Origin of the sequence: Curtobacterium sp. VKM Ac-2884 (genome assembly GCF_015350945.1) — a bacterium.
Classification (GTDB): domain Bacteria; phylum Actinomycetota; class Actinomycetes; order Actinomycetales; family Microbacteriaceae; genus Curtobacterium.
In genome coordinates this window covers 15,318-40,539 of sequence record NZ_JADKSA010000002.1, presented here as the reverse complement: position 1 = coordinate 40,539, position 25,222 = coordinate 15,318, and the positions used below count along the sequence as shown (strand labels likewise).

Below are 25,222 nucleotides of genomic sequence, written 5' to 3'. Positions count from 1 at the left end.
TCCAATCAACTGAAGAACCTAAAGTATGTCAGATATGTTGTCTATACGCCAGTAGGTTTCATGGTCAGCCGGTGGTACAAGTCGATGTGCTGATCGACCATGCGGTCGACGGAGAGATGGGCACGCACCGTTGCTGCGTTCTGGGCCCAGAGCTGCTCGGCGCTGTGGTAGTTCCTGGTGCGCTCGAGTGCCAGGTTGAAGAAGCGTTCGGTGTCACTGATGTCCGGGCGCTCCCATCCGATCGGGACCTGGTCCGAAGAACCGCTCACGTTGAACAGCAGCACGGGGAGGCCAGTAACGGCAGCCTCGCTGGTCACCGTTGAGAGCGCTTCGCGGTATGAGGGCAGGACGAGGAAGTGGGACTTCGCCATTTCGTGACCGATCTGGTCACGGGTCCGTGTGCCGAGGTACTCCACCAGATCGGTCAGCCCGAGCCGCGCTGCCTCGGCCATGAGCTCTGGGCGGAGCGTCTCGCGATGCGAGATGATCCGGAGGCGAACGGGCTGGCCTGCACGCAGGAGGCGATGCATGAGCTCGAGCGCGAGATGCAGCCGCTTGAATTCGACTAACTGTCCGACGTACAGCAGCTCGAGTGGCTCGTCGCCTACTGGGCGGGAGCGTCGGGCGACGTCAAAACGCTCGACGGCGAGCCCAGACGGGATGATGTCGATCTTGCCGGCGGGGACACGTCCGCCGAGTCTTTGGCGCTCATCATCCGAGAAGACGACGACGCTGTCCGCGCGGCGTTCAATAAGGTTTCGGACGACTCGGAACTTCCACGGTTTCCACCCGCTGGTGTGATGCGTGAAGACGATCTTCGTCCGTCCCGACGGGCCGCGGTTGGGAAGGAGCGCTCGGACGCAAGCGTTTGTGAGGTGATTGAGGTGCACGACGTCGTATCGGCTCCAATCGCCGCGAAAGTACGGAGCGGCGGTGGTTACGTCGACGCCAGCCGCGGCCAACCCATCAGCCAGGAGACTGTCCGGAGTTTCGGCCATGTGCGTGGCGCGGTACTCGTCGCTTTGGCTGAAGATTCCGGAAAGCATGAGGAGTTTCATCGGGAGCCTTTCGAATCTGACCAATGGCGGCCAGGACCAGGGGGGGGAGTGCGAAGTTGAGGATGTTCTGTTCGATGACGCTGGTTCCGGTAACTCCGGCTTGCGCAATCCAGATTGTGAGGATCGTCGCACCGTAGAGCCCGAGCGGAGTGCGAAGATTTCGGCGAAGACCATCGGCCACAGCAAACGTGACGCTTGTCAGTATCGCGATAATCACCACGCCGACGATGCCGAACGAGAGCCAGCCCTCAAACCAAGTCGGGAGCAGCTGATCTTTGCCCACATAGCTGTGATAGGCAATATTATTGTATATGGCCATGCCGGATTGAGTCCTTGACACATCCGGCGCGCCCGGGAGGGGAGAGAGCAATGACAGCGCGAAGCTCCGTATGCCAAACGGCGACGCTTGCTCGACGGTTGGCATGATTGCACTCAATTGCAGGGGGGAGCCTGCATAGCTGAGGACTGACCGCAGAACTGACGGAACGTCCATTGGTGCGGAGTCGAGCCCGGATCGACCGACCCACAGCGATGAGCGCAACGATCCGACGACGACGAAGAACGAACCGAGGAGCGCAATCCCGCCAAGGGAGGCGGAAAGTCGGATGGTTCGTGTAGAGCGTTCGAAGAACACGAGTACGAGCGCAATTGCTGCGTAGGCCACGGTCCCGCGATTTAGTCCGTATGACGCGAGGGCAAAGATGGCGGATATGAGCAGTACGGGCACGATCGGCCAGATACGCCGCTTCTCCTGGTGCCGCTTCCAGATCACCATGACCAGGCCGACAACGAGTAGCGGGCGCAGGTACAACGAAGCGAGGAGGAGTCCAGAAGCGGCAATGACATCGTTTGATTGGAGTGCATCGACGTCGCCGGCCAGAAACCCGCTGATGGCAGAACCCGACGGGAATCGAAGGGTGAGCCCAATGAGACCGAGGAGGATTAGAGCCGATGCGGGTATTCCGCCCGGGGTGAGTTTGTCGCATGTCGCCGGCAAAACTGCCGCGCGGCTTTTTCGGCGGCTCTGTTCGACCATAGCCAGGGTGACCCGAACGACCACGACGACGACGAAGAACAGATTGCCGAGGAACAAAACGGAACGTGCGTCTGCCCATGTCCCCAGACGATAGTAGAAGCCGGATTCAGCTGGTCCGACGTACATCAAGATGACCGGCGCGACACATCCACGAAGCGTCTCCCACATGATGAACAGCATGAGCGCGTCGACGCGAAGGCCGGTTCGCAATGTCAACAACGTTACTGTCGACAGTAGGATAAGCGCACTCTGAAAAAGTGTCGGCAGCGTAAGAATTGCCCGGTCGCCTCCGACCACCGCCGGAGCGAATGCCGCGAGGATCATCCCGGCCACGGACGTCGCTGCCACGATCACGATGAGCGTCCGACGGCTCGCGTCGATTGGGTCCGCTCGGTCGTTGCCCCCGGTAGATCTGCTCATCGCGGCATGCCGGTGCAGGCGAAGTTGACGGGTCGTCTTCGCCCACCGATGAGCCGCACGGTGACCCCGGCGGCGTTTCCAAACGCGAACACGAGGACCATGCCGATCAGCCCCCCTCCGGTGCCCCACACGATGCCGACGCCCGCGGCCGTGACAATGAGCGACACAACATCTGCCACGACCCAGGTACGCCAGCGGCGCCGTGCGACGCAGATGTAGCCGATACCAATGAGGAGAGCTCGGAGAACCGTCGCGGCAAGCATCGTTACGGTGACGGGAAGGAGCCCGGGGTACGCATGAATGAGGTTCGGGAACCCGAGGACCAGAACAGTGAATGCCAGAGCTGCCGCGACGACAGACACTCCGGCGAGCATGATCAGGAATCCCTTGGAACTCCACCGGCGATCAGCTGGGGCGTCTTCGCGAAGCTGGCCGATGACCGTCTTGCCGAAGTACACCGGCGCCAGGGTGATGACCGAAGCGAACCGGTTCGCGAGACCGTAGACCCCGAGCGCCCCTGGCCCGCCAACGAGCTGAATTCCGAAGAGCAGTATCCACGCGCCGGCTTGACCTGTGATGTTGGCGATGATGCCCGCCACCATGCCTTCGCGCGGGGGAGCGACACTGATGTCAACGGGTGGTCCCCACCGTCCTGCCGCGACGGCGGCGGCCGCTATGACCGCTAGGAGGGCGAGATCGGCGAGGATCAAGCCGAAACCCCCTCCGATGGGTCCGAACAGCACTACCCCGGAGAAGGCTGCAGCCGCTCCGACGAGTGCGCGGGTGGCATCGATGACGGACGCGCCGAAATACCGGCCACTGCCAGCGACTACCGCGACGACGGCATCGCCGACCGGCAGCGCACCGCTACCGAGCCCGAGGGCCGCGAGGCCTACGAGCTCCGTCGCAGTTGGCCACACCCCCGTCACGAGTACAACTCCGGCAGGAACGATCACACTGGCGCAGATGGCGCCGATTGTGAGTACCCGAAGCCGTCCACGCAGCATCACGGGGACCATGACCAGCACAGGAATGTCTTGCGCGCCGGGAACCCGCGAGGTCGCGGCGTTGACCGTCACAGCGCTTGTGGATCCGAGGATGCTTGCGGTCCCGACCACGAGCGATTGCAGCACGACGAAGTGGCCGTACTGCGCCGGCGTCACAAAGGTCGCCAACAGCGTGAGCATGAGGAACTGTCCGCCACGACCGCCGATGCTCGGGGCCGTCACCGCGAGCAGATGCACTGTGCGCGCCGCGGTGGCACGGGTGCGGGCAAGGGTGGTTGACATCGAGAGAGCTTCCGGGTCGAGGGCGAGCAGACCAGTAGAGTAGGCATAAACCTGGCTGATATGCAATACTCATAATCGTTGACGCATGTGTGTAACCATGTCAACGTTAGGAGTCGTTGTGTTCGCCATCCAGCTTGAAGCCCCCGCCACTGCTTGTTCGTGTGGCGCTGCGAGGCCGATCGATCCCGCGGAGCTTCTGGGGCCGCGCGATGTCGGGCCCGAGTTCGAGGTCCTGGGCGCGAAGGCGCTTCGTGGGCGCCGTGTCCTGGTTACGGGCGCTGGCGGGTCGATCGGTAGTGAACTGTGCCGGCAGATCATGCGGTTCGAGCCCGCGGAACTGATCGCTGTGGATCGAGATGAAACCGCCCTGCAGCAGGCGCAGCTCGCGATCTCCGGGCACGGCCTGCTCGACACGCGCGAGGTCGTCCTCGCCGACATCCGCGACGCTGACGCAATCGTCGAGATCTTCCTCGAGCGGCGCCCCGACGTCGTCTTCCACGCGGGCGCGCTGAAGCATCTCCCGATGCTTGAGCAGTACCCCCGTGAAGCGTGGAAGACCAACGTTCTCGGGACGCTCAACGTGCTTCGGGCATCCCAGCTCGTCGACGTCGACACGTTTGTGAACATCTCGACCGACAAGGCCGCGAATCCGACCAGCGTCTTGGGCCACTCGAAACGACTCGCTGAACGCCTCACAGCGTGGTTCGGCGCAACCACGGGCAAGGGCTACGTGTCGGTGCGCTTTGGCAACGTGCTGGGAAGTCGGGGCTCGATGCTCCCGCTCTTCGCGAGCCTGCTCGAGCAAGGCAAGCCCCTCACGGTCACCCACCCGGACGCAACTCGCTACTTCATGTCGATCGCAGAGGCGTGCCAGCTGGTGATTCAGGCAGGCGCCTTCGGCCGTGCCGGCGAGGTGCTCATCCTTGACATGGGAGAGCCGGTTCGAATCCTTGACGTGGCGCGGCAGATGATCGAGCGCTCCGGACGCGATGTCGAAATTGTCTTCACCGGGCTCCGCGCCGGGGAGAAGCTTCACGAAGAGCTGATCGGAACTGGCGAGCGTGCGCACCGACCAGTACACCCGCGGGTGTCTCACGCAATTGTGCCTCCACTGGACCCCACCACAGCAGACCGTGAGTGGCGATACGACGCGGCTGCGACGGCTACCGCGTCCGCACAGGCCGAGCACTATCCAGTGGCATCGTGACCCCGACGGTCTCGGTCGTCATCCCCACCGTCTGGCTCAACGAACATTTCCAGCAGGCTCTCGAATCGATCCTCACGCAGACACTGCGTGACATCGAGATCGTCGTCGTACTCGATGGCATCGCTGACATCGACCACGTCATCCCCGATGACAGTCGCATCACCGTCGTTCAACACGCTGTCCGCCGTGGGACGCCAGCAGCACTTAACTCCGGAGTCGCTGCTGCCCAAGCGCCCTTCATTGCGCGGCTCGATGCTGACGATGTGGCGTCCCCTGAACGGCTTGAGCGCCAAGTTGCTGAGTTTCGAAGCCGGCCCGATCTTGTCTTGCTCGGCTCCTACGCCGCAGTCATCGATTCGTCTGGGACCCCCACCGGGCTTGTTGAGGTGCCGACCGCCGCGATCCCCGCCGCGCTCCTACGGCGCAACGCGTTCGTGCACTCCAGCGTGATGATCCGGCGCGGCGCGCTGGAACTCGTGGGCGGCTACGACGAGCGGTGCAACCGGATGCAGGACTACGACCTCTGGTTGAGAATCGCCCGCGTTGGTCAGATCGCGAACATACCCGACGTGCTGGTCGCGTACCGCGTTCACGACGGAATGCACAGCAGGGTAACGAGTCCGATCGGCCCAGCAGCACGGTGTGTCTTGGCGTCACGAAGTCGGCTCGCTCGCTCCCTCGGCCGCTCCGCAGCGAGCCAGCACGCCGAGAACATGCTGTGGACGGTGGCACAGCTGCTTCGACATGCCCGTCTCCGGAGGCCGCGGTACCTCACCGCCCGATAAGCCACTCCAACCCTGAACAGAAGGGCACCAGACTTCATGCTGCTTCGTCGCCCTCGCCGCGGCACGCTCATTGTCACGACTTCGGACATCAGCCTCGACATCCTCATGAACGGTGCCCTGCAGGATCTGGCCACGGTTCCGGAACTGGCACCCGTCACGATCGCATCCGCCGACACAGGACGTCTCGAACGCGTCGCAAGGCGCGAAGGTGTTCACGCGCATGCTCTGCCGGTCGTTCGCGACCCATCCATACTGCGAGATCTTCACGCGCTCGTCGCCACGTTCAGGCTGCTGATCCGCGTTCGACCATCCCTCGTGATCTACGGCACCCCGAAGGCCGCGCTGCTCACCGCACTCGCGGCAACGCTCACGATGACACCCGGACGCGTGCAGATCTTGCACGGCCTTCGCCTGGAAACCACCCAAGGGCTTGCCCGACGAACCCTGGTACTGCTCGAACGGCTGGTGGCACGCATCTCCACGGTGACCGTCGCCGTCAGCCCAAGCCTTCGCGCTCGATCGAGCGAGCTCGGGATCCCCGTCAGCCGGATGCGCGTGCTTGGCCCCGGCGCGTTTGTTGGCGTCGATCAACGTCGTCGTGCGCGCCTCGGAGCGGACGAGATTGTCCGTGCGCGGCGTCGTATCGAGCTCGACGTAGACCAGTCGGCTCCCTTAATCGGATTTGTGGGCCGCCTCAACGCCGACAAGGGGATCGTCGAACTCGTCGACGCCGTCGCCCGGCTGCGGCACTGCGGAGCCAACACGGAGCTTGTCCTCGTGGGCCCAGATGAAGGCCTTGGTGCGCTCCCCGAACGCACACAAGCACTCCTCGCCATGCGCTGGGTCCACCGCACCGGCGCCGTCCCCGACCCGGCTGAGTACATCGCAGCAATCGATGTACTTTGCCTGCCCTCCCACCGAGAAGGGCTCGGCACCGTGCTGCTCGAAGCGATGGCCACCGGCATCCCCGTCGTCGCTACTCGCGCAACGGGGATTGTCGATGTCGTAACTCACGAGCGCACCGGACTTCTCGTCGAAATCGGCGACGTCGCAGGGCTGGCATCCCAGCTCGAACGAGCCCTCACAGACGAACCGCTGCGCTCCGCGCTCACTACTGAGGCGTCCGCAATGATCTCTCGCGCCTTCACGCAGGACGCGGTGCGCCGTCGCTATCGCCACTTCTATGTCGCACTCCACCGTGCCGTTCGAACACGCATCGCCCGGCCGTAGGCCAAGTACGTCACGGGGACTCACGCGCATCAGGGCTGTCCATCGCCGTACGGATGTTATAGGGTAGAGGTAAATATATTCTGTACTGACGTGTTTAGCGTCCTGTTGATTGGAGTCCGGTGAACCGGGTCCACCTCTCCGCCCCAGACATCTCCATCGCCGACCGATCGGCTGTTGCGCGGGCGATGGCCTCGGCTTGGGTTGCTCCAGTGGGCCCTGAACTGAACGCGTTCGAGTCAGAGATGGCCTCGCGCGTTGGAGTCCGCCATGCAGTCGCGGTCGCATCAGGTACCGCAGCCTTGCACCTTGGCCTCATCGCGGCAGGCGTCCGCTCTGGAACCGTCGTCGTGACATCGACCTTCACGTTCGCCGCAACGGCGAATGCGATCACCTACACCGGTGCTCGCCCTGTTTTCGTCGATGTTGATCCGCATACCGGCAACATTGACCCGATGCTGCTCGACCGCGCGTTGTCCGAGCTCCGCGCGGACGGTGTCGTCGTCGCCGCGGTGATGCCGGTCGACATTTACGGCAAGAGCGTTGACTACGCTGCGGTTCTTGCGGTGGCCGACCGATATGGTGTTCCGGTAGTGGCCGATAGCGCGGAGGCAGCAGGCGCCTCGTACCGGGGACGCGCCGTCGGATCATTCGGCTTCGCCGCCGCGTTCTCGTTCAACGGCAACAAGATCATGACCACATCGGGCGGTGGCATGGTGCTCACCGACGACGCGGCAGCCGCGTCCAAGATCCGCCAGCTCGCAACGCAAGCCCGACTCCCTGTGCCGCACTACGAGCATGCCGAGATTGGGTACAACTACCGCCTCAGTAACGTGCTCGCCGCGCTCGGCCGGAGCCAGCTTGCCCGACTCGACAGCATGATCGCCCGTCGCCGAAGAACCCGTGACCGCTACCGCGAACTCATCAGCTTGTTCCCCGGCGTCGAGATTCTTGGCGGCGCCGACGACCTCGAGGACAACTGCTGGCTCACCTCTATCGTGGTGGATCCGCGTTCCGACCACAACGTGCGGCACATCCTTGCCGACCTCAACGCTGACGGCATCGAAGCGCGGCTGCTCTGGAACCCGATGCACCGGCAGCCGGTCTTCGCCGATGACCGCGCCTTCGTCTCGGGCGTCGCGGACACCCTCTTTGCCTGCGGACTCTCGCTCCCGAGCGGCTCCGGTATGACCTCCGACCAGCTCAATCATGTCTGCGCTTCACTCAGCACCTCTCTTAGGAGGCACCGTGACGACGCCTAATCCCGGACCTCGCGCGAAACGGGCCGTCGATGTCGTCGCTGCCAGCATCGCTCTCGTGATGTTCGCGCCCCTCATTGCAGCGATCGCGCTCGCTGTCTTAGTCGCGCTCGGCCGGCCCGTGCTCTTCCGCCAGGAGCGCGCGGGACTTGGCGGACGCACCTTCAGCATCCTGAAGTTCCGAACGATGCTCGATCCTGCACTCGAGAAGGGGTTGGTGACGGACGAGCAGCGGCTCACCCGCTTCGGCAAATTCCTTCGATCGACAAGCCTCGATGAACTCCCGGGGCTCGTGAACGTGCTCCGAGGCGAGATGAGCATCGTCGGCCCGCGGCCGCTCCCCATTGCGTATCTCCAGCACTACTCACCAACAGAGGCTCGCCGGCATGCGGTCCGGCCTGGCATCACCGGCCTTGCCCAAGTGCGCGGCCGGAACCTCGCGTCATGGGACGACCGACTGCGCTGGGACGTTGAGTACGTCGATACGGTCGGTTTTCACACTGACCTGCATGTGGTCGCTCGCACCGTTGCGGTCGTCATTCGTCGAAGTGGCATCTCTGCAGTCGGTCAGGCAACATGCGAGTCCCTCATCATGCATCGAACCGCCGCCGCGCAGTCACGCCTGGTGCACCATGCCGGCGACCCACTGACAAACGCCAACACGTGATTCACCGTTCACCCCTCACATCGAAGGACCAGCACCGCTCGGTCGAGCACGTTGTTGTTGTTGGTGCAGGCGGGTTCGGACGGGAGACCCTCGACGTGCTCGATGCGGATCCGTCCGCGCCGACTGTGCTCGGTGTTGTCGACGACGCCCCTCGCGCGATCGACCTCGACCGACTCGCGGCACGCCGAGTGCGCTACCTCGGTACGCTTCGAGAGTGGTCAGCAACGGCACCACCGGAGGTGCAATACGTGCTGGCAGTCGGTGCCCCTGATGTCCGCCAACGCCTCGTGGCCTCAGCACCCCTTGCCGGCCGTCAGGCCGCGACCGCCGTTCATCCCTCCGCGACTATCGGGTCTCAGGTCAAACTCGCAGCTGGCGTTGTCATCTGCGCTGGAGTGCATATTTCGACCAATGTGCAACTCGGCGCACACACCCATGTCGGTGCTGGTGCGATCCTCGGACACGACACGGTGACCGCACCGTCTGTCTCGATCAACCCCGCAGCGGTCGTATCAGGATCGGTGTCGATCGAGACGGGCGTGCTGGTCGGCGCGGGAGCGACAATCCTGCAGGGCATCATCCTCCGCTCGAACTCCACCGTTGGAGCAGCGGCATGCGTCACACGCGATGTCGACCCAGGCGCCGTCGTCAAGGGCGTGCCCGCGCGCTGAGCTGAAGCAGCACGAGACGACGGCCAAACCCGGAGACTCCACCGACGGCGTTCTCGACGGTGGCACGCAGCATCCGTCCCTGCCCCGAAGCCAGCGACCATGAGAGCGGCCTGGATCGTGCGCTATCACCTGGGATACCCGTCGTGCTACCCCGGACTGACGCCAGGAAGGCGCGCGAAACAGTGCACGATGGAGCAACCCCGAACCCGTCGGACGCGGTCTGCTCGAGTGAAGCGCTGGCTACCTCGAGCTCGCCGTCACCCAGGTTTCGACGTCGTCGCTTCGCAAAGCGCTGCTGAGCTCCTGCACGTCAAGATTATTCAGGGCCACATAGGACTGGCCGTCAGCGGACACTCCGCCTCCCGCTGTGGGGATGGTGAACGTGGTGAGGTCACTCGCTCGCACATGCCGCAGGCTCCACCCCAGGCTGACGATTGCGCGGAAGGTCAGCTCACGATCCACAGAGAGGTACGCACTTGTCGCGCTCACAAAGTCCTGGACGCGGCGTGGGTTGGTGATCGTGCCCCGAGATAGAGCCCCTTCGACCAGACCACGCATGAACGCCTGCTGATTCCGCACCCGCGTGTGATCTGCGTCGGCGAAGGGGGACCGTGCGCGCACAAAAGCAAGCGCCGCTTCGCCCTGCAGACGGTTGGGCCCCGCGGAGAAGTGCTGGCCCTGCGCTGTGAACGCCTTCGGTGACTGCACGGTGACACCGCCAAGAGCGTCCGTCATGCCCTTGAAGCCAGCGAAATCGATCTCGGCGACGTGATCGATGCGAACGTCCAGTAGTTGCTCCACGGTCTGCACTGTGAGTGAGACCCCGCCCCAGCTGTACGCTGCGTTGATCTTTGCCTCACCATGGCCAGGGATCTCGACCCACGAGTCCCGCATGATCGACATGAGGTACACGGTCTTCCGATCCGCTGGAAGGTGGGCGAGCATCAACGTGTCCGACCGGCCTCCGGGCGTGTTATCTGCGGGATCGGCTGAGCCCGAGCGGCTATCCGAACCGATCAGGAGAATGTTCTGAGCGTCCTCGGTTGCCGCTGGACGCTTGCCGTCCGGAAACGCGTCGACGATTGTGTCACTCTGCGTCTCAAAAGACCTTGCGATCCCTCCGACGAAGCTGCTTGCGACCATCGCGAGCACCACCGCGACAGCAACCAGCGTCCCGCCCATGGCGATGATTGCGACCAGGACAGGACGGCGCCGCCGTGTCGCTCGATGACCGGCCATGACGGCTCCTCTGCGTGGAAGGGGGACTGGGCGGCGGCCGGGGGAGCCGCCGCCCAGTGGTGGTGGTGGTGTTACTTGGCCGGGGTCAGCGAGATGCTGCCGGGGACCGTTTCGGTTGCGTCGTTGAGGGTGCTGGTGACGGTGAAGGTGTACGGGCCGTTGCCCAGGAACTTCTTCACGCTCCAGGTACCGTCTCGGGTCACGGTGGTGGTGACTGCGCTGCCCGATGCCGGGGCGACGGTGATGGTCGCGCCAACCTTGCCGGTGCCGGTGAAGGCGACCTGCGTGTTCGCGGTGAAGGTGTCACCATCGGCAGGAGCAGTCACTGCGAGGGGCTGATCCTTACCCTCAGCGGCCATTCGTCCGCATCTGGAGAGAGATTCCGTCGAATGGGCTCCGGCGCGCAACTGGGCGTGAATCGCAGATCGCAGATATCACGTGGGTGCCCGCTACTTCTTGATGACCTTTGGCTGGATACTGTTACCAGATGACCGCTCGTTGAAAGTAGGCTCAGCGCCCTGGTACTTGACGGTGTTGTTCTTGCCGAGTGTGGTCACTTCGGTAGCTGAGGCAACGACGATGGTATTGCCGGAGCCTTCGACAACGAGGTGCTTGGTATTCCCTGCCTTGACCGTGTTGTTCGAGCCCATGACGTCGATCAAGTCGCAATCGTCGATCGTCATTGTCTGCTTTGACCCGGTTGGGGTTGCCTGTCCGTCGACACATTTGCCAGTCTCATTCGCGACACCGCCAACCGACGAGGAGGGAGAGGGGCTTGCTGCCTTCGCGCGGGACGAGTTCTTCGCACCGCTCGGGGACTGGGTGTCCGTAGGCGTGGTGCCGCTACAAGCCGTGAGGGCCACTGCGATCAGGGTGGCTCCCGCAAGGGCCATGGGGAGGGTGTGGGTGCGCATGCGGCTGTGCTTCCTACTCGGATGTGACGTGCGTGGAAGGGGGACTGGGCGGCGGCCGGGGGAGCCGCCGCCCAGTGGTGGTGGTGGTGGTGTTACTTGGCCGGGGTCAGCGAGATGCTGCCGGGGACCGTTTCGGTTGCGTCGTTGAGGGTGCTGGTGACGGTGAAGGTGTACGGGCCGTTGCCCAGGAACTTCTTCACGCTCCAGGTACCGTCTCGGGTCACGGTGGTGGTGACTGCGCTGCCCGATGCCGGGGCGACGGTGATGGTCGCGCCAACCTTGCCGGTGCCGGTGAAGGCGACCTGCGTGTTCGCGGTGAAGGTGTCACCATCGGCAGGAGCAGTCACCGCGAGGGGCTGATCCTTACCCTCAGCGGGGCTGTCATCCTTCGCGGGCTGGTTGATACGGAAGTCGCGTTCCGCTCCGGACTCGACGCCGTCCTTGGTCTGGATGATGTCGAACGCGTAGGGGCCGTCGCCGATGTATCGGTTGATGCTCCAGGTGCCGTCCGTGTTGACAATGCCGCTCACCTCGGCCAGGCCGGCGGGACTGATGGCCTTCAGGGTCACCGTCTCGCCGTGGCGGCCGGTGCCGGTGAAGGTCTGGACCTTCGAGCGGATGTCATCACCTGCGGTGGGGGAGATGACAGCGAAGGGCTTGTCGATACCGATGACGGGGTTGATCTCCAGCCCGCGGAGTTCGCCGGTGACACGTCCTTCCTGCGTGATGTCGATCACGTAGGGGCCGTTGCCGATCCACTTGTTCACTGACCAGGTGCCATCGTTCTTCACGACGGTGGTGATGTCCGCGGAGGTGAAGTTCGTGGTGTGGATCCGCACTGTGGTTCCCGCAGCGCCGGTACCGGTGAACGCGACAGCCTTGCTCGCCGCGGACGATCCCGTGGCGGGGCTGGTGACGGTGAAGGGCTGATCAATCGGCGCAGCCGACTTCGGGGTCAGAGCGATCCCGTTGACCTGGCTCGTCTGGCCTGCCGCGACCTGCTTGACGTCGAAGGTGTAGGGGCCGTTGCCGAGGAATCGGTTGATACTCCAGTTGCCGTCATCATCCACAGTGGTGGACACGGCAGCGGCACCGTTAGTCGGAGTGAGCGTCACGATACCGCCAGGGGTGCCCTTGCCGGTGAACAGCACCGAGGTGTTCGGTGCGAATTGCGAGCCCGTCTCCGGGGCCGTGACCGTGATGGGCTGGTACTGCACCGTCGAGATCAGGGTGACGTTGGAGGTGGTGGTGTTGGCTCCCTTTGAGCTCTGCGTGACGCTGTAGACAGCGTCGGCCGCGGGGATGTTCGCCGCCGCGAAGCTCCAGGTTCCCGACTTGGAGACCGTGCCGGAGGCAACGATGTCCTGGCTGCCCTGCTTGCGCAGGTCAACGGTCGAACCGGGCTCGCCCGTTCCACGGAACACCAGCGGCCCACCGCCGTGCTCGACGTTGTTCTCCGGCGAGGTGATCTTCACGGCGTTGCCGTAGTCCGCGGTCACCGTGACGGTACCGGCAGCGGTCTCACCGTGGAGGACCTGCTTGATGGTGTATGTCTGCTTCCCGCCGGCGTTCGGCGCGGCGATACCAGCCGAGAACTTCCCCGTCGCAGCATCCGCTGAAACGGTCTTGACCAGCTTGCCGGCAGCGTTGTAGATCTCCACCTTCGCGCCAGCATGCGCCGAACCCGAGATCGTCAGGTCCTTCGCGATGTCGGTCGGGAACGCGGCCTCAGCCTTGATACCAGTGGCCGTCAACAGCAGGGTGACGTTGGAGGTGGTGGTGTTGGCGCCCTTTGAGCTCTGCGTGACGCTGTAGACAGCGTCGGCCGCCGGGATGTTCGCGACCGTAACACTCCAGGTTCCGGAGTTGGAGACCGTGCCGGAGGCAACGATGTTCTGGCTGCCCTGCTTGCGCAGGTCAACGGTCGAACCGGGCTCGCCCGTTCCACGGAACACCAGCTGCCCACCGCCGTGCTCGACGTTGTCTTCCGGCGAGGTGATCTTCACAGCGTTGCCGTAGTCCGCGGTCACCGTCAAAGTCTTTGCTGCGGTTTCGCCTTGGAGGACCTGCTTGATGGTGTATGTCTGCTTCCCGCCGGCGTTCGGCGCGGCGATACCAGCCGAGAACTTCCCCGTCGCAGCATCCGCTGAAACGGTCTTGACCAGCTTGCCGGCAGCGTTGTAGATCTCCACCTTCGCGCCAGCATGCGCCGAACCCGAGATCGTCAGGTCCTTCGCGATGTCGGTCGGGAACATGGCTTCAGCCTTGATCTCGGTCGGATCGAAACTGACCGTTGAGTCCGCCTTCGCGGTGCGGATGCCGTCGGATTCAATCTGCTCGATCGAGATCACGTTCGTGCCGAGCTTGAGACCCATGATTTTTGCAGACCAGGTTCCGTCACCGGCAACCTGGACCGTGTTGCCGCCGTTGAGCGTGATCGATGCTTTAGGCACGCCCCGGCCCTTGAACGTCGCCGATCGACTCGCAAGATCATCGTCGTGGGAATCCAGCGCGAAAAGATTCGTCGAGCTGTCTGCCACTACTTGCATCCAACCTGCCTTCAAGAGAAGCAGCTCGGCGCGCGAGTCGAAGCCATTGATGCCGACGCCATAACCCTTATTCACGCCGGGTCCTGCGTACAGGAGCCGGCCTTCCGAGGTCGTGTCCCACTGCTGGTCTTCGCCGCCCGAGCAGTCAGTCGCAGTGATCCAGGTGTTTGCCGAATCGTCCGTGCCTGTCAGGCAGAGATCACCCTGGCGCACCTGACCGGGGTGCCCCGGCTGCGGGACCTGGGTGACTATACCGGTCTTGCCCTTCGCGGTCGTGGCTGTGGCGCCTGCAACAAATTCTTGCAGGTTGTGATTCAGCGGGTCAGCCTTCCAAGCAAGGATCCCCTGGGGCGCATTGAGGGTGACCGTTACCGAGATACTTGCCGTGAGATCCTTGCCGGTGTGATGCTCCAGGGCGACCTTGTTGATGCCCGGCTTCAGGTTAGAAACCTTCGCCGCCCAAGTGCCGTCCGCGGCGACTTGCACCTGGGAGCCGTCTCCGACGCTCACCCACGAGCCCGGCATGCCACCGCCGGAGATCGTTGCACTCCGCGAGGCCAAGTCTTTGTCGGTAGTCGACACGTGGAAGTAGCCAAACGACCCCTGAGGGCGTACGCGCATGCCTTCGCCAGCAACCAAGTACATCTTGGCGGTTGCGGCTCCGGCGATACCGATCCCATAATTATAGGTCGCGCCTTTTACCGTGTAGTAAAGCGTACCGTTTTGAGAAATACGCCAAACCTGGTTTGCATCATCCGAGCACTTGGTCGCGACGAGAAACACCCTTGCAGCATCTGCGCCAGTGAGGCAAAGATCGCCCTGCCGAATTTGACCCAAATGCCCCGGCTGGGGAACCTGAGTGAGGGTACCCGCCTCGGCGCCGCTGGTTTCCACCTCGGTATTTTCCTTAAACGCTTGCATAACGTGCCCCGAGGGTCCCCCTTTCCAGGAGACAAATGCCTGCGGCCCAGTGCTGGCGGCGTGAGCGGCCGCGGGGCCGATCGCCACTCCGGCCAGAACTGTCGCGACAGCAACTGCTCCGGCACTGGCTTGAGCGAGCGCTCTTTTCTTCTTCATCAATGAGATCCAATCGCTTCGACGACGCCAGCCGCCTCGGGATGAGGCGGAGGCCGGTGCGTCGGCAACTTACGGATACACACTACCACTCGGTATTTTAGATCAGCAAATCCCGAGTAGTCATGGACTAAATCTCACGTTGGACATGTCACATATGACAAAATTCGTTGGCGGCCGTGGCTGTTGGTCGCCGAGGCAACGGCGAGTCGGGCAAAGCTTTCGAGCTCGAGTAAGCATGCATCTCGCTTCCTACCCGGCAGTGGGGGGGCGAAGGTGCTGAGCGGCGCCCTGGGATGCGCCGCTGCCTCGAGCACCTGCCTGCGGACGACGTGCCGTTGGTCTAATCGACGGGCCGGCTGGTCCGGTCAATGGCCGACTTTGAGAGCATGGTGACCGAACTCCAAGAGCGGGAGACTCGGCCGGGAGGGGTATCCCGTGTGCTGCCGAGCTCGCGTTCAGCAACGAAACCCACGCCTAGGGGTGGCAATCCTCGGCCGGTTGACCGTCGTCCCCGACGAGCTCGTGGGAGGGTGTCACCGCCAGCAGGAGTGCTGGCGCTCTGAGGCCCCCGGTCCGAGAGTGAGAAACTGAAACCTGCTCTGCACGTGCAGAGTGGTCCCTATGGGGAACACTGGGTGTTCCCACGATCAAAAGGACTTCTTTATGCCAGTACCCAACTCTGGTGCCCCAGCGAGCCGCTTGCTGATTCGCGACGAGGTCCAGGACAAAATCCGCAACGCAATCTTGGAGGGTACGCTAGTACCAGGTGAACGCCTCCACGACGAGGATCTGATCGGTTGGCTCGGGGTATCTCGCACGCCAATCCGGGAGGCTATCTCCGCCCTGGCCAACGAAGGCCTTATCGAGATGGCTCCAAATCGGTACACGCGGGTCGCGCAGCCCAATCCTGCGGAGGTGCTAGACGCCTACCGCACCTTGGGGATCATACTGGGAGGGGCTGTCCGCCTTGCAATACCGAATCTGACCGAAGCGCAGCGCAAATCTGCAATTGCCCGTCTAGATGAGTCCCTCCGAACCTTGCCTATTCAAGGAACTCCGAGCATCGTCCCGACTATTCATATCGCCTACCACGCGTGGCTCGACCGATGCTCGAATCGGCAGCTCGTTACAGTGGGCAGGCAAGTTATGGACGGACTCGCATATAAACTCCGTGTCGAGACGATCGGTGACCTTATTCCCGCAAAGCTCCTCATTGAACATCTCACTGATTTCCGGGCGGCAATCATCGCAAGCGACGCCGTCGCCGCCAAACTTGCCATTGAGGCGGCGCATATGCTTCCCCGCCATTAGCGGATCACTTGCTGCTCTGTTGTGCAATGACGTGACCGGCTGGCATTTCAAACGCTAGTCCGGGTGAGGGCGCGCTGCTTCAGCCAGGAAGGTGCGCACGATCACTTCAGCAGAACTTTTCCCTTCGGGAGACGGGAGACGGGAGACGGGAGACAGGAGACGGGGTGCGGTCGCGTCCTGCGAGTGAGCTTCGAACCCGGTGGATGGCTGCGGCTGCCGCCGGCGTGCGGTCTCGTCGGCTAGCAAGGCGCCAACCCGCCTGTGTGATGTCCTCCGCGATTGACTGATGTCCGGGATACGGTTTTGACATGCCTGTTCCCCAGTCTTCGACCATCCAAGGTCCCCGCCGCCTTCTCCGTGACGTCGTCTACGAGCAGATGCTCAAGGCGATCGAGAATGGCACGCTCGAGGCAGGGGAGCGCCTGAACGATGATGAGCTCACGAGCTGGCTTGGTGTCTCGCGCACTCCGGTACGGGAAGCGATCGCCCGGCTCCAGTCCGAAGGCCTCGTGGAGATGGCCGCAAACCGATACACCCGAGTCGCCAGCCTCTCCGGCCCGGAGCACGACCAGGCAGCCATGCTCCTGGCAGCGCTCCACAAGTGGGCTATCGACCACGCCGGCAAAGCGACCGCTGACGCACGGAGAGCCGGGTCTGCTGCCGCGAGCACGCTAACTACGGGCATCGACGCGCATGACGTCGACGCGTACCGAGGACTGCAGGACGCTGTCGCGGCGCTCATCGCCGGGTTCAACAACCCGCTTTACACGGCAACCGAGGCCGCAGTGCGTGGCCGGGTGAAGTTCCACGCCCCAGCTGCTTACGCGAGTATCGACTGGAATGCAGCAGGTGCAACGGCCGGAGCCCTCGCGAAGATCTAGCCGCTCTAGCCCAAATCGACCAAGGGGCACCGCGGCGGCTCGCCTCGTCCGACCTCTTCTAGGCGCTGACTGAGCAGCTTCTCGCGAGCAGGGCTGCACGCGCGCGTCTCCCATGAGATCGGTGCCTCGCGCTGGCCTGGCCGACGCTACCGGGTTCACGCTGCGCTGAAGTTTCCCGTGCGATGCGCGCGGCACGTTGCCGATGAACTCGATCCGGGCTGGCGGCGAAGTAAGGCACCGGAGGGGCACGCATGGAGCTCCCACCCTCCAAAATGACATAAGAGCGCCGTATCGGCGCGAACCAGAACAGTCGGCCGCGCCGAGGTGCGTCCGACTGTTCTGCCGAGGGAGCGGCGTCAGTGCGCCGCGTTGTGAGCGTCGCGGACGATGTGGCTGATGCGGCCGCGGCTGGAGACCTTGCAGGAGGTGCGGGCAGTCCTTCGCGTACGTGGGTGAGCGCCTCATGCCGGCGAGACTCGTTTGAGGTCGACGCATCACTGTGAGGTGGGGTCAAATGGTGGCGCCCCTGGGCGCGCGAGCCTGTTGCTGCATCGGTCTTCGCGAACGTCAGGGCGACCGACGGTGGCCAGCGCCGCTGCGCGATCGCGAACTCGAGGCTGAGGCCACCTGTTGGCGCTGCGTCAGGCCGGGGCTTGAAGCCTGGGGCCATTTGGTGGCGCTGGGTCAGGCCGGGGCTTGAAGCCTGGGGGCATTTGGTGGCGCTGGGTCAGGCCGGGGGCTCGAACCCCGTAGCCACCGGATGGCAGTCATGTTCCCCGGTGGAACACGTCGTGCTCCACCATTATCGAGACGCCGTCCTGCGCAGAACCCTACGGATACGCCTCGACGTATGCCCGCGGTCCAGCAAGGACCGACGCACGTAGCTTGCAGCGTTCCTGTGTAGGGACGCAGGCCACACAATCCCCGACTCCGATGCGGCCGACGTAAGTGCACCCGTCAGAGTTACGCCGAATGCTCAGTGGAGTCGACAGTCACAGGAGATAGCTCTCGAGGATGTCCACGAGGGGCTGCGCGTCCTGCCCGGCTGCGAGCCACTCGATCGGCGCGACCGGGCGACCGTTGACGCGAGTGCTGCTGTGCGGAGTTGTCATGAACCCCAGGATGCTTGCCGGATTGAGCCCCTCGGGGAATGCCTCCACGAGTCTCGATAGCTGTGGGAGCACCGGATGGCCGGGGGCATTGCTGAACTGCCAGGTCGGATAGTGAAGTTCGGCGTTAGCGACGAACGCGAACAGGTCGCCAACGCCGAGCATCCATCGCAGCTTTGCCCGGCCGATCCCAAGTCGCGCGGCCACTGCAGGCTCGATCAGCGATTCGTCGAGAGCACGCTGCCAGTTCTGCCGAATGTGCTCGTGGAGCTCACCGCGTGCAACGCGCGCCTTCGCCGCTGCGAGCGTCGATGCCGTAAATATGCCCGACTCGATTAGGGCTGCATCGCTGAGTGCCGCTTGGTCGAGCAGCAGATCGGGGACCGCGGGTCGCGGCGTCCCGAAGTCTCGTCCTCTCGCGTGCACCCCCGCCACGCCGACGAAGGGATCCCCGGCTCGCGTGAGTCGAGGCGCGGTCGAGATGTCCATCGCTGCCCTTGCAGCAACGTCGTCGGGCAGGACCTCGCCGGTCAGTCGAGCGAGGGCTACTCTCGCCCGTGCTCTGGCAATATCGAGCCGCGTCGTCATCGAAGACGTCCATGGATCTTGCGGCGCTGAGGTGCCGCTGCCCGATCATCCTCCCGAGCGGGCCGGGCTGCACAGGGTCGACTGGCATCGGCGTCCGCTCTGTGTGCGCGCGCCTTCGGCGCGCTATGCATATCGAGCTCGGTTGAGCACCGTCGGTACGCCGTCCTCATCTAGATCGAGAGCGAGAAGCACGTCTTCAATCACTCGCGCTTGCGAGACCTTGAGTGTCGTCGCCGTTGAGACCAAGATCTCCTTGGCCGCCGGCGCCACGCTGCCGTAGACCGTTGGATTGCCCTTTGCGGCACCCCGGGGCCTTCGTCGTACTGCACCGAACGCAGGAGAAGCCGGGCTCGCGCTCGGGGTTGTCGGCGGTGGATTTGGAACCATCGTTGTCCTCCGGTCCGCTCCTATAGAGCGTTCGGTTGTGTCGTGGCGTCGGCCCGAGCTAGGTGCTTGTCGCGGTGGGCGGCCGGTGAGGCTAACGACCCTACGAGTTCCGCGAGGTTCCCACAGCGCACGGGCAAAGCCGCGGATGCAATCTGCTCGTTTATGAGAAAAAGATGCTCGCTGGGAAATTTCCGGTAGCGCGATCCGCCGCGGAACCGGTCGGTCGTGCGCCGAAAAGTTGCGTTAAGTGCCATTACCGTCGGTGTGAGTCGCACCCCTTGAAGTGACCTGATGCTGCGTCTGTCTGCGGATGTCGATGACGTCGATCGCTCCGGCGGTGGTCGGTCGAGTGCCCGCGGCTCCTAGGCTCGACGCATGGGGATGAACAGGGATCAACGACTGGCCGCGATCATCGGAGGGCTCACGGCGGTGCTCGTCGGTGGCGGGCTGGCCGTCGCAGTGGCTCTCGGCCTGATCGGCTCGTAGCCTGAGCAGCGAGCACGAGGAGGGGTGATGGCGCAGACGGCAGGACCGCCGGCGGCAGCGGGCGGGCATCCGCAGCTCGGCTCGACGCACAAGAACGGCGATCGCCGCTTCGGTGTTGCCGGGCTCCTGTCGCGCGTCTACGCCGGCCGAGGGACGCCGATGCTGTCGAGCCTGTACCACTCGACGGTCACCGAGCACATCGGATCCGTCCGCGTCGGCGACGAGCTCCACGTCGAGTGGCGAAGCACCCACTGGTGGGCGACGTCGGACGAAGGCACCGTCGGCCGGCTCTCCTGGTCGAAGGGGCTTCGCGGACAGACGGCCTACGTCCCGGACGGGCCCAGCCCCTACGACTTCGACGACGGGACGCTGTACGTGCAGCACGTCACAGTGAACGCCGCCGGCGAGGTCGTCGACTGCGGCGGGTACGTCGTGCCCGACGACTACGAGCCGTCGGACTGGCCGATGACGCCGATGCCGGACCCGGCGGAGCGCGAACTGACCATCACGATCGGCTTCCCGGCGCCCGTGACTCAGCCCGTGCCAGCGGCGAGGGAGACACCGGCACCCCAGGCAAGTACCGAGACCACTACGCGCCTCGGCTGGCTTCGGCGGCTGCTCGGGCGTGACTGAGAGAGAGCAACCGATGACGACGTACAGACCGCGAGAGCTGGCAGCCGAGCTCGGCTACACGAACGAGTCTCGTCCGGGGCGGGTCGTGCGCGAGTACCTGCGGGAGCGCTACCCGGAGCACACCGGGCTCTGGGAGCTCGACGAAGCGCAGGCCGACGACGTGCGCGCGAACGTTCAGCGGTCGTCGTGACGAGCGTCAGGCTCCGCGGAGCCTGGTGATGCGCTCCCGGATGCGAGTGTCCAGATCCCCGAACTCGTCGAGCACGTCCATCGCCGCGTACGCGCGGCCGCGGACTCGCTCGGTGACGGCTTCGACGACGCTGGCCTCCTCGAGGGCCTGCACGCCGCGGTAGACGCTTCGCTCCGGGATGTCCCTGAGCGCTTCGACGAGCTGCTCGATGGTGAACACCGGCAGCGACAGCAGGACCGGCAGGATCTGGTCAGCGGCGCTGCCAGCGCGCGGGGACGCCCGCTCGCGCCAGGCATCCTCGTACTGCGCGAAGGCGCGTGCCGTGCCGCGGGCCTCTCGGGCCGCCGTTTCGACGCAGAGCGCCAGGTCAGTGACGATCGGCTCCAGGTCACCGGTGCGGTATGCGCCGAGGAGCGAGAAGTAGTGCGTCGTGTCCGCGGCAAGGGCGCTGGCGACCGGCAGCACCGTGTGTGGCGTGACGCCCCGGCGGCGCAGGATCGCGCCGATGAGTGCGCGGCCGATGCGGCCGTTGCCGTCGGTGAACGGGTGGATGCTCTCAAACTGGGCGTGCGCGATCGCGGCCTGGGTGACCGGCTCGACGTTGTCGCGGTTGGTGAATGCGAGCAGGTCGTCCAGAAGCGCCGGGACTTCCTCCGGCGGAGGCGGGACGTAGAGCGCGCCGCGGGGCGAGTGCTGGGAACCGCCGATCCAGTTCTGCACGTCGCGGATGCGGCCGGCGTAGGGGCGCTCGGCGACGTCCGGGTCGTCTTGCATGAGCGCCTGGTGTGCGGCGAGGATCTCGTCGAGCGTGATCGTCGTGCCGGAGGCGTCGATGAGCTTCGTGATCGCAGCGCCTGCGGCCACCATCGACATGGCGGAGGCGTTCTCCTTCAACCCGCCGATGGCGCGCGCGAACGCGACTGGCGATGCGTCGAGGTGCTCGATGCGGCTGGAGGCCACCGACTCCATGCGGATGAGGAAGCCGGCGAGGGGGCTGAGCACGCCGTCGTCCACGCGCTCGAGGTCGGCGGCCTCGTAGCGTGCCCGGGCGAGGTCGCGCTCGGCGATGACGGGCACGTCGAGATCAGCGATGCGGGGTGGGATGGACACGGTCACCTCGGTGAGCATGCGGTCCTCGCGTGTGCCGCGGCGGCTCGTGCTCGTCCACGGGACGACGCGCGTCGTGTGTGCTGGCAAGTTCGTCATCGCGCACCCTTCCCGTCAATAGCTATGTCGATGATGTCACGTATTCGGAAAATTTGGCAATTGTGGCGAGGTTGTCGCCATGGGGGCGCGGCTCGCGGTGCGTCGAATCAGGCGGGCGGGAAGTGCGCTGCGATCGTCGCCGCGACCGCGGTAACGTCGACCTGACCGTCGAGCGAGGCAAGCTGCTTCGCGAGCTTCTTCGGCCAGCAGACCTCGATGCCGCGGGTGGTGAACGAGCCGCCGAAGAGCGGCCAGTCCGCGTCGACGAAGCAGAGCGCGCCGTGCACGCTGACCGGGCCGACGACTTCGTGCACGAGCGCGGCCTGGCGGAGGACGCTGTCGACGAGCTTCGTGCGGTCCCCGCCGACGATGAGCTTCTCGGTGCGCGGCCGGAACAGCCCGCCCTCGACCTGCAGCCGGGGCCGCTTGCCGCGGTATCGCTTCGCGTCGATGACCCAGACGCCGGCGCGGGTGATCACGATGTGGTCGATGTTCGCTCGCGTCCTGGGGATGCGGCGGTCGTGCAGCACGACGATGTCCTCGGAGGCGATCGCGTCAAGCGCCCGGCCGACGACAGCCTCGCCGGCTGCCCCGGACTTCCATGCGACGGTGCTCTGCCGCTCACTCGAGAGCGCGACGGCGATCGTGCCGATGCGGCCCTCACCCCACGTCTCGCGGATCTTCGCCTCGTCGCGCGCCCGTCGGCGGTCGTATTCGCGATGAGCGGATGCGCCGGCGCCGGTGGTGTCGTTCGTCCCCATGGCATCCATCCAGTCAGATCGGGCACCCGGGTGCGAGCCCCAGTGCAAGGCGCGAGAGCCTGCTGCGCGCGAGAAGCAGTCCGGCCGTCCGTCGCCTACCGCACGACGTCGTGCCCGTCGTCGTGCTCGAGCGCCTCCAGGCGGGAATCGCGTCGTCTGCGAAGAGCGTTCCGGCGGCGACCTGACGAGCGAGCGAGCGAGTCTCCGGGTCCGTGACCTCGTGACCGGCGGCGCCGAGCATTCCGTCTGCGAGTGTCGTCCGGTGTTCGACCCGTGCCTCGGAAACTGGCTTCAGGCTCGGAGGTCCCATCGCCGTTGCCGGCCAGGTGACGGCCCGGAAGTGGGTGACGTGGCGCATCACGGCGCCGTTTCGTGTCTACCGACGACGCCCAGCGTCCTGGAGTGGCTTCACGGCCGTCGGGGGCGCATGACGGTGGTGCTCCTCGCGCTCAAGGTGTACTTGTTCTGTTTCTTCGCTCGGTTTGCCGCCGATGTACCTCCGATTGCCAGAATCGGAGGTACATCGGCTCGGAGGAAAACCGCAGCTCAGGGGCTGTTTCCGGGCTCACGCGCTGAAGGGTGTACCGGCGATCGACCGCTCGGTTTTCCATCGGAGGTACAGGGATGGCGGGGCCACTTCCCTTCTTTCTCACGGAAGTAGGAGAGAGGAAAGCACCGATGTACCTCCTGTACCTAGTTCCGCAGGGAAACTCCACACACGCGCGCATGCGCGCACGCATGCATAAGAGTTCAGCCAGATCGGCGGTACAAGCGGAACGTTTCGCTGTTTCTGCTGATGAGCATGCGTTTTCTACCGGGATGAGCGCGGTACGCGAAGTGGTACGCGCGTTCGGCCATTGAAGGTGAATTGGCCCGCTGACCTGGGCTTAACGTCCGCACGGTCCCGGAACGGCTGTAGCGCTTTCGCCGCAGAATCCGCGGTACGTCCGCCCTCGGCGCGCAAATGCCTTACGTCGAGACGAGTGGAAGGCCGACCTGCTCCGATACTTGGGCTGTCGTCGGCTCCTCAACCCCTCCCTGCTGCATGCAGCACTGAGGTCGGCGGACGATCACCGCTCCCTCGAAAGTCTTGGCTCGACGGTCCAAGACTGGTCCCTCTACGGGCGCGCACCGCCCAATACGTGGTCCGGAGTGCAACGCGAGGGATCGGTCCGCACGTGCCGACCGTTGCGTGCCCTTGCGGTGCCCGCGGGGTGCCCTCTTTCCGGTCCAACATCAACCCTTCGCGAGCGAGGCACTCGCCATGACCCGCTTGGCTTGCTTGAAACCTCTCGCGGTCCGCTGGTCGGTCACAGACTTACGTCATTTCGGGCGGGAAGCGGTCGGTTGTGACCGGTCCGCGACCTGTTTGTAACGGGCCTCGGCGGCGGGATCGTGCACGAGCGGCCGTCGAAAGAGCTCGGGCGAGCGGCGATCGAGCCTCGCACCAGCCTGAACTTCGATGGAGCTCGTGCGGGGTCCGGTGGTGTCACGGACGCTCCACAGTCGTGCCCGACGGGGCAAAGGAAGAGCTTCGAATCACCGCTCCGCGGTGCGCGAGATCCCGGTGGCCGCTCGTTCCTCACGACCCCCGATGCGCCTTCGGCTTCGCCAACCAGAGAGGTCTCCGCGATGCTCCGACCTGCGCTGCCGTGGGCCAAAGGCAGCCGCGTCCCCGCGTCTGCGTCAGGGTTGAAACGGGTCTGGTTCCGCAGGCTCCACCACCCCCGACGTCACTGCGCTCCATGTCTGGTACCCCGGCGTCAAGCCGCCCAAAACCGGGGTACCAGCCAAACCCTGACTTCCCAGGGGGAAAGGATGCTCCTGGTACCAGCCCGCCCGTTGGGCCCTTCGGGTTCCGCTCTGGTACCAGATGGTCTGGGACCATCCTTTTCCCCTGATCACAACAGCAGTTGTGACCTCGATCCGTCGCTGAAGCTCCGGATCCTCGGGTCAGAAGAAAAGGGCATAAGGGGGACTGACGCCGACCGGCGTTTCCTTCCTCGCTGCGCTCGTCAGAAACTGGTTCGTCGGTCGGCGTGGCCGACAGTCCTTCGGGACCCCCTGACCCTCTCGCTGCGCTCGGTCTCCGGGTGCCCCTCACCCTTCGTCGCTGGCGCCCCTCACCCTTCGTCGCTGGCGCTCCTCAGGGCCCTTACTGCGTCGCTACGCTCCTTGCCCTCCAGCGCCCCTGTGGGGGCGCTCTCGGGTGCCTCGCGCCGATGCCGCGTCTCCGCTTCGCTCCGTCTCGGACATCGGCTGTGAGCCGCCC

At 64.6% G+C, this 25,222-nt stretch carries 19 protein-coding genes and 1 pseudogene; 10 read left to right on the top strand and 10 right to left on the bottom strand.

Going from position 1 to position 25,222, the window contains the following annotated elements; all coding sequences use genetic code 11:
- Positions 1-41 precede the first annotated feature (41 nt).
- From ITJ60_RS04505 to ITJ60_RS04495, 3 genes are all read right to left on the bottom strand, one after another.
- Positions 42-1,058, bottom strand: a complete 1,017-nt coding sequence (locus tag ITJ60_RS04505) for a glycosyltransferase family 4 protein (protein ID WP_194647124.1) — start codon at positions 1,056-1,058, stop codon at positions 42-44.
- Entirely contained in the window at positions 967-2,448 is a 1,482-nt protein-coding gene (locus ITJ60_RS04500; RefSeq protein ID WP_194647123.1) for an O-antigen polymerase, read from the bottom strand. Before ITJ60_RS04500 ends, ITJ60_RS04505 begins: the two co-directional genes overlap by 92 nt.
- A gap of 62 nt (positions 2,449-2,510) precedes the next feature.
- Positions 2,511-3,869, bottom strand: coding sequence for a hypothetical protein (locus ITJ60_RS04495; protein ID WP_194647122.1), 1,359 nt, complete (start codon positions 3,867-3,869; stop codon positions 2,511-2,513).
- Positions 3,870-3,975: 106 nt separating this feature from the next.
- On the opposite strand from ITJ60_RS04495, the pseudogene ITJ60_RS04490 reads away from it, so the two are divergent.
- The 6 genes and pseudogenes from ITJ60_RS04490 to ITJ60_RS04465 all read left to right on the top strand — a co-directional run.
- Positions 3,976-5,010, top strand: a pseudogene (locus tag ITJ60_RS04490) (UDP-N-acetylglucosamine 4,6-dehydratase family protein); the annotation flags it as partial.
- On the top strand, positions 5,007-5,795 hold the full coding sequence (locus ITJ60_RS04485) for a glycosyltransferase (protein ID WP_194647120.1): 789 nt from the start codon (positions 5,007-5,009) through the stop codon (positions 5,793-5,795). The pseudogene ITJ60_RS04490 and the gene ITJ60_RS04485, both read left to right, overlap by 4 nt.
- Positions 5,796-5,831: 36 nt before the next feature.
- Positions 5,832-7,025 carry a glycosyltransferase gene (locus ITJ60_RS04480; RefSeq protein ID WP_194647119.1) on the top strand — a complete coding sequence of 398 codons (1,194 nt, stop codon included), beginning with the start codon at positions 5,832-5,834 and terminating at the stop codon, positions 7,023-7,025.
- Between the two features lie 119 nt (positions 7,026-7,144).
- A complete protein-coding gene (locus ITJ60_RS04475) occupies positions 7,145-8,284 on the top strand; it encodes a DegT/DnrJ/EryC1/StrS family aminotransferase (RefSeq protein WP_323749101.1) in 1,140 nt (379 codons plus the stop codon).
- Positions 8,271-8,948, top strand: coding sequence for a sugar transferase (locus ITJ60_RS04470; RefSeq protein ID WP_323749100.1), 678 nt, complete (start codon positions 8,271-8,273; stop codon positions 8,946-8,948). The genes ITJ60_RS04475 and ITJ60_RS04470 overlap by 14 nt, the downstream gene beginning before the upstream one ends.
- Positions 8,945-9,619: a NeuD/PglB/VioB family sugar acetyltransferase gene (locus tag ITJ60_RS04465; RefSeq protein WP_323749099.1), complete on the top strand. Its 675-nt coding sequence runs from the start codon at positions 8,945-8,947 to the stop codon at positions 9,617-9,619. Before ITJ60_RS04470 ends, ITJ60_RS04465 begins: the two co-directional genes overlap by 4 nt.
- Positions 9,620-9,859: 240 nt before the next feature.
- Here the strand turns inward: ITJ60_RS04465 and ITJ60_RS04460 are convergent, their stop codons facing one another.
- The 4 genes from ITJ60_RS04460 to ITJ60_RS04445 all read right to left on the bottom strand — a co-directional run bounded on the left by ITJ60_RS04460 (position 9,860) and on the right by ITJ60_RS04445 (position 15,398).
- Positions 9,860-10,858: an LCP family protein gene (locus ITJ60_RS04460; protein ID WP_194647116.1), complete on the bottom strand. Its 999-nt coding sequence runs from the start codon at positions 10,856-10,858 to the stop codon at positions 9,860-9,862.
- Between the two features lie 71 nt (positions 10,859-10,929).
- Positions 10,930-11,184 carry an Ig-like domain-containing protein gene (locus ITJ60_RS04455; RefSeq protein ID WP_194647115.1) on the bottom strand — a complete coding sequence of 85 codons (255 nt, stop codon included), beginning with the start codon at positions 11,182-11,184 and terminating at the stop codon, positions 10,930-10,932.
- A 123-nt stretch (positions 11,185-11,307) separates the two neighbouring features.
- Positions 11,308-11,772, bottom strand: coding sequence for a DUF3060 domain-containing protein (locus tag ITJ60_RS04450; protein WP_123310965.1), 465 nt, complete (start codon positions 11,770-11,772; stop codon positions 11,308-11,310).
- Positions 11,773-11,864: 92 nt separating this feature from the next.
- Positions 11,865-15,398: an Ig-like domain-containing protein gene (locus ITJ60_RS04445; RefSeq protein ID WP_194647114.1), complete on the bottom strand. Its 3,534-nt coding sequence runs from the start codon at positions 15,396-15,398 to the stop codon at positions 11,865-11,867.
- A gap of 663 nt (positions 15,399-16,061) precedes the next feature.
- Between ITJ60_RS04445 and ITJ60_RS04440 the strand changes: the two genes are divergently transcribed.
- Both ITJ60_RS04440 and ITJ60_RS04435 read left to right on the top strand, forming a co-directional pair.
- Positions 16,062-16,709 carry a GntR family transcriptional regulator gene (locus tag ITJ60_RS04440; RefSeq protein WP_194647113.1) on the top strand — a complete coding sequence of 216 codons (648 nt, stop codon included), beginning with the start codon at positions 16,062-16,064 and terminating at the stop codon, positions 16,707-16,709.
- A gap of 308 nt (positions 16,710-17,017) precedes the next feature.
- Entirely contained in the window at positions 17,018-17,590 is a 573-nt protein-coding gene (locus ITJ60_RS04435) for a GntR family transcriptional regulator (protein WP_194647112.1), read from the top strand.
- 992 nt (positions 17,591-18,582) lie between these two features.
- Here the strand turns inward: ITJ60_RS04435 and ITJ60_RS04430 are convergent.
- Positions 18,583-19,287 (bottom strand): hypothetical protein, encoded by a 705-nt coding sequence (locus tag ITJ60_RS04430; RefSeq protein ID WP_194647111.1) that lies wholly within the window; start codon positions 19,285-19,287, stop codon positions 18,583-18,585.
- Positions 19,288-20,187: 900 nt separating this feature from the next.
- Between ITJ60_RS04430 and ITJ60_RS04425 the strand changes: the two genes are divergently transcribed.
- Both ITJ60_RS04425 and ITJ60_RS04420 read left to right on the top strand, forming a co-directional pair.
- Complete coding sequence (locus ITJ60_RS04425) at positions 20,188-20,793, top strand: hypothetical protein (RefSeq protein ID WP_194647110.1); 606 nt, start codon at positions 20,188-20,190, stop codon at positions 20,791-20,793.
- 13 nt (positions 20,794-20,806) lie between these two features.
- Positions 20,807-20,983, top strand: a complete 177-nt coding sequence (locus ITJ60_RS04420) for a hypothetical protein (RefSeq protein ID WP_194647109.1) — start codon at positions 20,807-20,809, stop codon at positions 20,981-20,983.
- Between the two features lie 6 nt (positions 20,984-20,989).
- On the opposite strand, the gene ITJ60_RS04415 is transcribed toward ITJ60_RS04420, so the two are convergent.
- Positions 20,990-22,189, bottom strand: a complete 1,200-nt coding sequence (locus ITJ60_RS04415) for a Fic family protein (RefSeq protein WP_194647108.1) — start codon at positions 22,187-22,189, stop codon at positions 20,990-20,992.
- Between the two features lie 107 nt (positions 22,190-22,296).
- Positions 22,297-22,950: a nuclease-related domain-containing protein gene (locus tag ITJ60_RS04410; protein ID WP_228509862.1), complete on the bottom strand. Its 654-nt coding sequence runs from the start codon at positions 22,948-22,950 to the stop codon at positions 22,297-22,299.
- Between the last annotated feature and the right edge of the window lie 2,272 nt (positions 22,951-25,222).